This window comes from Kitasatospora sp. NPDC004240 (genome assembly GCF_053603215.1).
On record NZ_JBSGFD010000289.1, the window covers coordinates 1 to 7,827 of the forward strand.

5 protein-coding genes and 1 tRNA gene are annotated in these 7,827 nt (G+C 71.4%); 2 read left to right on the forward strand and 4 right to left on the reverse strand.

The annotated features are described in order from the left end of the window. Positions 1–145: 145 nt before the first annotated feature. Positions 146–219: transfer RNA gene (locus ACWEQL_RS39150), tRNA-Trp, on the forward strand. Positions 220–788: 569 nt separating this feature from the next. Here ACWEQL_RS39150 and ACWEQL_RS39155 read toward each other — a convergent pair. Continuing rightward, on the reverse strand, positions 789–989 hold the full coding sequence (locus tag ACWEQL_RS39155; protein WP_452155834.1) for a hypothetical protein: 201 nt from the start codon (positions 987–989) through the stop codon (positions 789–791). A 120-nt stretch (positions 990–1,109) separates the two neighbouring features. Here ACWEQL_RS39155 and ACWEQL_RS39160 point away from each other — a divergent pair, with 120 nt between their 5' ends. Then, positions 1,110–3,674: an SEL1-like repeat protein gene (locus ACWEQL_RS39160; protein ID WP_452155836.1), complete on the forward strand. Its 2,565-nt coding sequence runs from the start codon at positions 1,110–1,112 to the stop codon at positions 3,672–3,674. Between the two features lie 220 nt (positions 3,675–3,894). On the opposite strand, the gene ACWEQL_RS39165 is transcribed toward ACWEQL_RS39160, so the two are convergent. The 3 genes from ACWEQL_RS39165 to ACWEQL_RS39175 form a co-directional block, all read right to left on the reverse strand. Continuing rightward, entirely contained in the window at positions 3,895–4,038 is a 144-nt protein-coding gene (locus ACWEQL_RS39165; RefSeq protein WP_452155838.1) for a hypothetical protein, read from the reverse strand. A 3-nt stretch (positions 4,039–4,041) separates the two neighbouring features. Beyond that, positions 4,042–6,015, reverse strand: a complete 1,974-nt coding sequence (locus ACWEQL_RS39170; RefSeq protein ID WP_452155840.1) for a HEAT repeat domain-containing protein — start codon at positions 6,013–6,015, stop codon at positions 4,042–4,044. A gap of 441 nt (positions 6,016–6,456) precedes the next feature. Further along, positions 6,457–7,488 carry a hypothetical protein gene (locus tag ACWEQL_RS39175; RefSeq protein ID WP_452155842.1) on the reverse strand — a complete coding sequence of 344 codons (1,032 nt, stop codon included), beginning with the start codon at positions 7,486–7,488 and terminating at the stop codon, positions 6,457–6,459. Positions 7,489–7,827: the final 339 nt, after the last annotated feature.

Here is a 7,827-nt window from a genome sequence, read left to right on the forward strand (position 1 = left end):
ACCTCCGAGCATTGAAGCCAGGATGATCAAGAGATCGCAGACCGGCCCGCTTTTGATCCGCCGTTCGTGGCCCTCGTTTCACCCGTTGCCGACAGCCCGTAGCTCTGGTTCCGGCGTATTGCCGGCTCAGGTGTGTCCGGGCTTTACGGGTGTAGCTCAACTGGCCAGAGCAGCCGTCTCCAAAACGGCAGGCTGGGGGTTCAAGTCCCTCCACCCGTGCTGCGACTCCGACTTTCTGCAAGCCGTTCAGGCCCGCCCCTTCCGAGGCGGGCCTTCCCTGTCCAGCACAGTGTCGACCTGCCCGGTCAGGCCTCGACCTGCGATGATCCGGTGGCGGGCCGTCGACGCTGGCAGCACCGTCGCCCTGATCGCCCTGGCGCGGACGCGGGAAGAAGCAGCGACCGACAGCGGGCCGAGACCCTCTACCGGCAGGCCGCCGACACCGGAGAGCACCTCTTCCCATGTCGGCTAGGTGGCCGTACGGACTGGACCCGGGCGGTACGCCCAGTGCCCCCTGGGGCTGATCCGAAGGCCGTTGCCGGACCATAAGTTCAGCGTGCGCCGATGTTCCGCACTCAAAGGCTGTAGAAGATCACCTAGACCGTCCCCTCCCGGCCGCGGGTGGCTGACGTGGGTGGGGACGGTTCGGGGAGGCGCGCGGGCTCCTGGAGGGTGGGCCCCGCTGGCGGCGGTCTAGAACAGTGCTGAAAAGGCCCTCGCTGGGACCGCCCCGGCAAACCGGCCAAGTCGCAGGCGTCGGCTGTTCACCGCCACCCGCAGCGGCCCGGTCATGGGAGCACCTCGACGAGGGCACCGGTGACGGTGGCAGCGAGGGTGAGCGTGGCGGCGAACGTGGTGCCCGCGCGCATCAGGGCCGCGGGATAGCTGGCTCCGTCGAGGCGGGCCAGAACACCCGCACCGGCGGCCGTCAGGATCGCGCACACGACGACCAGACCGGTGGCGAGCAGGACAGTGGGGGAGGCAGTCACGGTGATCTCCCATCGCGGAAGGGACGCTGATGTGACCGAGTCTCGTGGGAGTGGTGTCCGCCGTGGTTCGGCGCGGACAATGGTGACCACCGGCGAACGCGCACGACCGGGAGGCGCCTGATGCCGAACGGGGAGAACACCGGCCGACCGGCCGCTCTGGCCGAGCTGCGCAGGCGGCTGAACGACGGGCTCGCTCTTGCCAGCCTGGACAAGACCCAGCTCGCCACCCGGTCAGCTCTGGGTCGGACCACCGTGCAGGAGGCCTTCCGGGCTGGCGGGCCCGTACCGTCGGCGGCCACGGTTGTGGCGCTGGCCCGCGCCTTACGCCTCCCCTCCGACGAACTGCTGGACCTTCGACGCGAGGCCCTCGCCGATCCAGGTCCGGTACCTGCCGATGTCGACGAACAGGTCACCGCCGGGCAGCATCCGGGGAGACCGATCCGGGAATGGGACCCCCTCGACCTGGAGGTCCACCCGGCCGGCACCGGCCGGACGGCCATAGGACGGAACACCGGTGCGCAGGATGACACCCCGCTGCCCGGCTATGTCCTCCGCGCGCATGACCAGATCCTGGCCGGCATCGTGGAGGAGGCGGTCGAGGGCCGCAGTCGGATGGCCGTGCTGGTCGGAACGTCCTCGACCGGTAAAACGAGGGCGTGCTGGGAGGCGGTCCGGCCCCTCGCCGACTATGGATGGGTGCTGTGGCATCCCTTCGACCCCACCCGGGCCGACGCCGCGCTCACAGACCTTGAACGGGTGGGACCGCACACGGTGGTGTGGCTGAACGAGGCCCAGCACTACCTCGGTGACCCCCAGCACGGTGAGCGCATCGCCGCCGCCCTCCACACCCTGCTCACCGAGCCCGCGCGGGGCCCGGTTCTGGTTCTGGGCACCCTGTGGCCGGAGTACCTCACGCAGTACACTGCGCTCCCCGCTCCGGCAGGCCCGGACCGGTACAGCCGGGTTCGGGAACTGTTGACCGGGCGCACCGTCACCATCGCCGACACCTTCGACCAGGACGCACTGCGTGCTGCGACAGCCCTTGCCCGTGACGGCGACCGGCTGCTGGCTGGCGCCCTCACCCGCACCCGCGACAGCGGCCGCCTCGCCCAGGATCTCGCTGGCGCCCCCGAACTCCTGCGCCGCTACGACAATGCCAGCCCCGCCGCCCGCGCCCTGCTGGAAGCCGCGATGGACGCCCGTCGCCTCGGCGTCGGCCTGCGCCTCCCACAGGCGTTCCTCACCGATGCTGCCGCCCATTACCTCACCGACCTCGACCGCGAGCAGCTCACCGAGGACTGGGCCGAGGCCGCCTACGCGGAACTTGCCTGCCCCGTCTACGGCAAACAAGCCCCTCTCCGACGCAGCGCCGAACACCCACCACTCCACCCCCCGAGCGGTTCCCACCCCGCCTCGACACCCGGGCCGATACTCGGGCCGACCTACCGACTCGCCGACTACCTCGAACAGCACGGCCGAAACACCCGCCGACGGCTGTGCCCGCCCGCCTCCTTCTGGTACGCCGCACACGCCCACCTCACCCATCCCGACGACCTCAATAACCTGGCACAGGCAGCCAGCACGAGACGCCGCGACCAATGGGCACACCACCTCCAGCGTCGAGCCGCCGACGCTGGACACCCCGAAGCCCTGGTGAGTCTGGCATGGGCGCGGGAGAAGGCGGGTGATCAGGAGGGCGCCGAGACCCTCTACCGACAAGCCATCGACACCGACAATGGCTGGGTTCTACAACAGATGGCGCTGCTGCGAGAGAAGGTGGGTGATCGGGAAGGTGCCGAGGCCCTCTACCGACAAGCCATCGACACCGACAATGGCGACTCCTACGCCCTGTGCCGGTTGGCGCTGCTGCGGGAGGAGGCAGGTGATCGGGAAGGCGCCGAGGCCCTCCTCCGACAAGCGGCCAAGAACGGCAGCCGCTACGCCCTGATCCAGTTGGCGTGGCTGCGGGAGGAGGCGGGTGATCGGGAAGGCGCCGAGGCCCTCCTCCGACAAGCCGCCGAGAACGGCAGCCGCTACGCCCTGATCGAGGTGGCGTGGCTGCGGGAGGAGGCGGGTGATCGGGAAGGCGCCGAGGCCCTCTACCGACAAGCCGCCGAGAACGGTGTTGACGGCGCCTTGGCCGAGTTGGTCCGGCTGCGGGAGGAGGCGGGTGATCAGGAAGGCGCCGACGCTGTCTACCGACAAGCCGCCGAGAACGGCAGCCCCTACGTCCTGCTCCAGTTGGCGTGGCTGCGGGAGGAGGCGGGTGATCGGGAAGGCGCCAAGGCCCTCTACCGACAAGCCGCCAAGAACGGCGACTCCTACGCCCTGTGCCGGTTGGCGCTGCTGCGGGAGGAGGCGGGTGATCGGGAAGGCGCCGAGGCCCTCTACCGACAAGCCGCCGAGAACGGCAGCACCGAGGGCTGGGCCGAGTTGGCGTGGCTGCGGGAGGAGGCGGGTGATCGGGAAGGCGCCGACGCCGTCTACCGACAAGCCGCCGAGAACGGCAGCCCCTACGCCCTGTGCCGGTTGGCGTGGCTGCGGGAGGAGGCGGGTGATCGGGAAGGCGCCGAGGCCCTCTACCGACAAGCCGCCGACACCGGCCATTACGTGATCTCCCAGGTGGAGAACCGGTGGCCACACGGACTGGAGCCGGACGGTACGCCCAGTGCCCCCTGGAGCTGACGTGAATGCCCAGATTGGCAAGGGCATGCGCGAACCGCCCCATGGACCTGCGATAGCCGGGGAGCGGGCCTCGGCCAAGGCGGCAGACCACAGTGCTCTCCGGTCGCCTCAGTGAGCCGACGGAGCACGAGTGCTTGCATGGATCAGCGCGTTGACGGCGGCATGCGAAGTGCCCGTACCGTTTCCTCGAAACTCCACAGATGTGCCCTCCAGGGCCGCGTCAGGTCAGCTGGTCGATGACCGCCCGGCCGGCGCGCTGGAGTGCCTCGTCCTTCTCGATGCTCTTGAAGTCGCCGCCGCTGCGGCGGTGCAGGGCGAGTTCCGCGTGGATCAGGGGAAGGGCGGGGGCGGCGGCGGGGCCCATCCGCTACAGGCAGTCGAGGACGTGCTGGGCGGTCGTGTCGTTGCTCTCCCAGGCTTCCAGCAGCGCCGGAAGGACGGCCTCCGTCTCGGTCGGGCCGGCGATGTCGTAGATCGCGGCGGTGGCGTGGACCCGGGTCCACTCGTACCCGGCGTGGAGCATCTGCCGCAGCTGGGGCAGGGCCGGGGCCGCTGGCGCTCCGATCCGGCCGAGGACGTCGGCCGCGTCCTCCTGCTTGTCGGTGTCGAGCAGGCCGATAAGCCGCGGCACGGCATCCGCGGGATCCTGTTCGAGGGCCCACAGGGCTTCCACCGCGGCGAGTCGCAGGTCCAGGTCCTCGGCGTCGGCGAGCGGCCGGACCGTCCCCAGGGCCGAGGCGGCGTCGGTCCCGAAGCGGGCCAGCGCGGAGAGAGCCGCAGTGGCGGCGCGCCACTGCTCCTGGTCGACGGCGGCGGTGAGGGCTGCGGTCAGTGCGGGGACAGCTGCGAGGTCGCCGGGCCGGCGGAGGGCGGCGACCAGCGCGCAGATTTCCGGCCAGTACCAGTCCTGCGTGAAGTCCGCGTCGGCCAGGCGCCGGAGCATTCTCGGCAGCAGCTCCCCGGCGGCCTGCGTGAGGTGGCCGGCAGCCTGCACGGCGTGCCAGGCGTCGGTGTCATTGTCCAGCGCGGTCAGCAGAGCGGGCAGGGCACGCTCGTCACCGAGACGGGCCAGCGCCGTGACCGCCGCCAGCCGCGTCCGGCGCAGCGGCGGGTGCGATCGGGCCCGCATGTTCGGCCCGTGAGCGGCGCAGTGTGCTTGGACGAGGGCTGCGAGGGCCTCGCGTGCGGGTTCGGCGAGGGCGGCGGGGAGGTCGGCGAGGGCCTCGGCGGCTTCGGCGGCCGTGTACGGGTCGTGGGGCAGCAGGCAGTCGGCGAGCAGCCGGACGAGGGTGGTGTGGTTGCCGCGCCAGGAGCCGATCAGGGCCATGGCCATGGCGATGGCGTCGCACCGGGTGGCCCGGTCGGGGCTGCGGAGCTGGGCGGTGAGCAGGGCCGTGCGTTCGGGGACCCGTGCGTCCAGCACCCGGTGGAGGGTGGTCAGCAGTTCGGTGGTGGGGGAGTGCGCGCGGTCGTGCCGGTCGGGGTTGGCGATGATGGCGGCGAGCTGCGACGCGAGGCCCGGTGCCGGTTCGGCGGCGTAGGCGCAGTGCCGGCAGTCGGCTGGCCGGGCATCGCCCTCGCCCTCGCCCGCGGGTGCCGGTTCGGGTGTGAGTTGCTGGAGCAGGTCGATGGCCGTCGGGACGAGGGCGGCATCGATCGCCTCCGGCGTGTGGGCGGCCCGGTGGACGAGGGCGGCGAGCCGGATGTCGGCGTCCAGCGCCGGGTCCGTGGCCAGGGCGGCGAGCCAGGTCGTCACCGGGCCGAGCGCGGCCGGCAGTCGCCGGGCCAGCGTCGCGGCCGTCTCGATGACCAGCAGCCGCTCGATGGTGCCGCCCTCGGCGGCCAGCCGCTCACGCAGCAGCGCGAACGCCCGTTCGGTGTCATCGAGGAAGAGTCCCAGGGCCGGGACGGCGGCCTGCCGCACCTGCGGATCCGGGTCCGCCGCGTACCGGACGAAGACGTCGACACGCTCGCGCATCCGAGGCACGGCATCCACATGGGGCGTCGACTCGTCGCCGGACGCGCCGTAGTAGACGTCGTCGGGGTCGCAGTCCAGCGCCGAGCTGCCGATGCTGATCAGGAGCCGGAGGACAGCCGCGCGGTCGGGTGTCTGGGGATCGTCGGCGAACGCGAACAGGAACGGCAGGCTCGCCGCCGTGCACGAGTAGACGCCGCCCTGGTGATGGGCCGAGTCGTAGAAGCTGCCGAACGCCTCCGACCGGATACCGGGGTCGGGCGAGGCCATCTGCTCCAGCCACAGCGGCACGTCGTCGGCCGGGCCGTAGGCATGGCCCATGGACGACCAGTCGACGCCGTCGAGGCCCTCAAGGTTGTTGATCACGGGCCGCACAGTGCCACGGGGCACTGACACTTCCACCGGTGCACAGCGGGCCGCCTGGTCAGCGTTCCCTACGCCGCCCTCGGCGAGCAGCCCCGGGTGCCGAAGCCGGGTGGCAGGTCGCGGGTGAAGTTGCGGGTGTACGCCTGGGGCCTACGAGCCCGTCCTCGGGTGAACATCTGCGGGTAGTAGACCCCGGGGATCCGGTACAGCAGGCACCTACCCGGAGGCCGCTGAGCTGACTGCCGCGCTGGGTGGGCACGCTGTCCGCCGTGGCCACCGGCGCAGCGTCCTCCGTGGCCGTGCTCGCGGCGGGCGATAGGTGGTGGCGCAAGCGCACCGCGGACCCGGAGGGGGAGCCGGTGGGGGCGAGACGGCTGTGGCGTGTGTGGTCGAGTCGTAGGGCAGCTGCCGAGTCATGGTGCGGCCTGATGGTGCCCGGCGCTACTGCATGATCGTTCGCGGCAGGTGCGAGGGCGTGCTGACGCAGCTGTAGACCTGCAGGGTGTAGCCCCGTCCGATGGTCATCATGGTGGGATTGTGCAGGCTCCGGTAGGGATTCCCGACGAGCTTCGCCGTGTCCATGGTCGTTTCGGCCGGGCGCCAGCTGCCACTGGCCCCGTTCCACTCACCGCTGTCGATGGTGAGCAGCGCCTCCAGGGGTCCGCTGCACTCGCCGCATTGCCGTTCCTCGTCCTCGTCGGAGTCGGCCGGGTCGCGGAAGGTGAAGGGGGCCGGCCATCCGCCCGCCTTCCAGCCGGGAGCGACGGACAGATCGCTCTGGTAGCTCACCGACTGCTGTGCGCACCAGGCGTACACGCGCTCCTTCAGGGCCCGGTCGAGCAGATGGCCGGGTGGGAACTCCTGTACCGGTTCGGGGTGGAGCAGGCAGGGCTCCGGTACGTGGTCGTCGCATTCGACGTAGGCGGGTTCGGGAGGCGTGCGCAGGACCTCCTGTACGTGCGAGGTCCGGCGCCATCGCAGTTGCACGTCGGCGGAGCATCCTTCGATGCCGTAGCCCGGTGCCCACAGCACCTGCAGCAGATCGGTGCCTTCGGGGAAGGGCAGGGTGGGCACGTCGCGGGCGTAGAGCTGTGCGAGCGGGATCAGCGGCTGCGGGCCCGTGGGCAGCAGCGCGGGGTCGTGCCCGGCACGCAGCCGGTCCAGCGTCTCGCTCTCCTGTGCGGACAGCAGGTTCCCGCGCGGGCCGCTCGGTCGCGCCCACGCCCGGGTCAGCAGGGCCCGCTCCTGACGGACGTCCGCCAGCGTCTGCACGGGCTCGGCCGGCGGGTACCCCGGCTCGCCCTCCGGCCAGGGTTCGTCCGCCGGCCACAGCAGGGGCCCGCCCACCGAACTGTCGTGGACCGTCGGCGCTCCGGGAGTCGGGTGCAGCCGGGTGGCCGTCCTGACCAGGCCGGCGAGTTCCGGAAACGCAGCGGTGATGTCCAGCGGCCGCGGCGGTGTCGTGCGCGTCATGTTCTCTCCCTTCCACCCCCTTGAGGGCAACGCCGTATCCAAGCACGGCACGCCGACAGCCCTGGCCGGGCACCATCGGGCACGGTCGATGAGGACCAGGACCAAGAGCACGAAGGCTCGGCCCGGGTGGAACAACGCGATGACCCGCAGAGGGCGACGTGCACCCGGTGCAGGGCCGTGGTCGAGCGCGCCCCGCACCGCTCCGGGGCCTGCCCTGGCTGGCCCTGCTACCTCGCTCCGCGGCCCGAGACCGTCAGTCCCGGCGCTTGCCAGTGATCCTCTCACCGAGAAACAGGGCGGAGGTTCTCTGATGCGGCACCAGCGAGCTCCTGGAAGCGC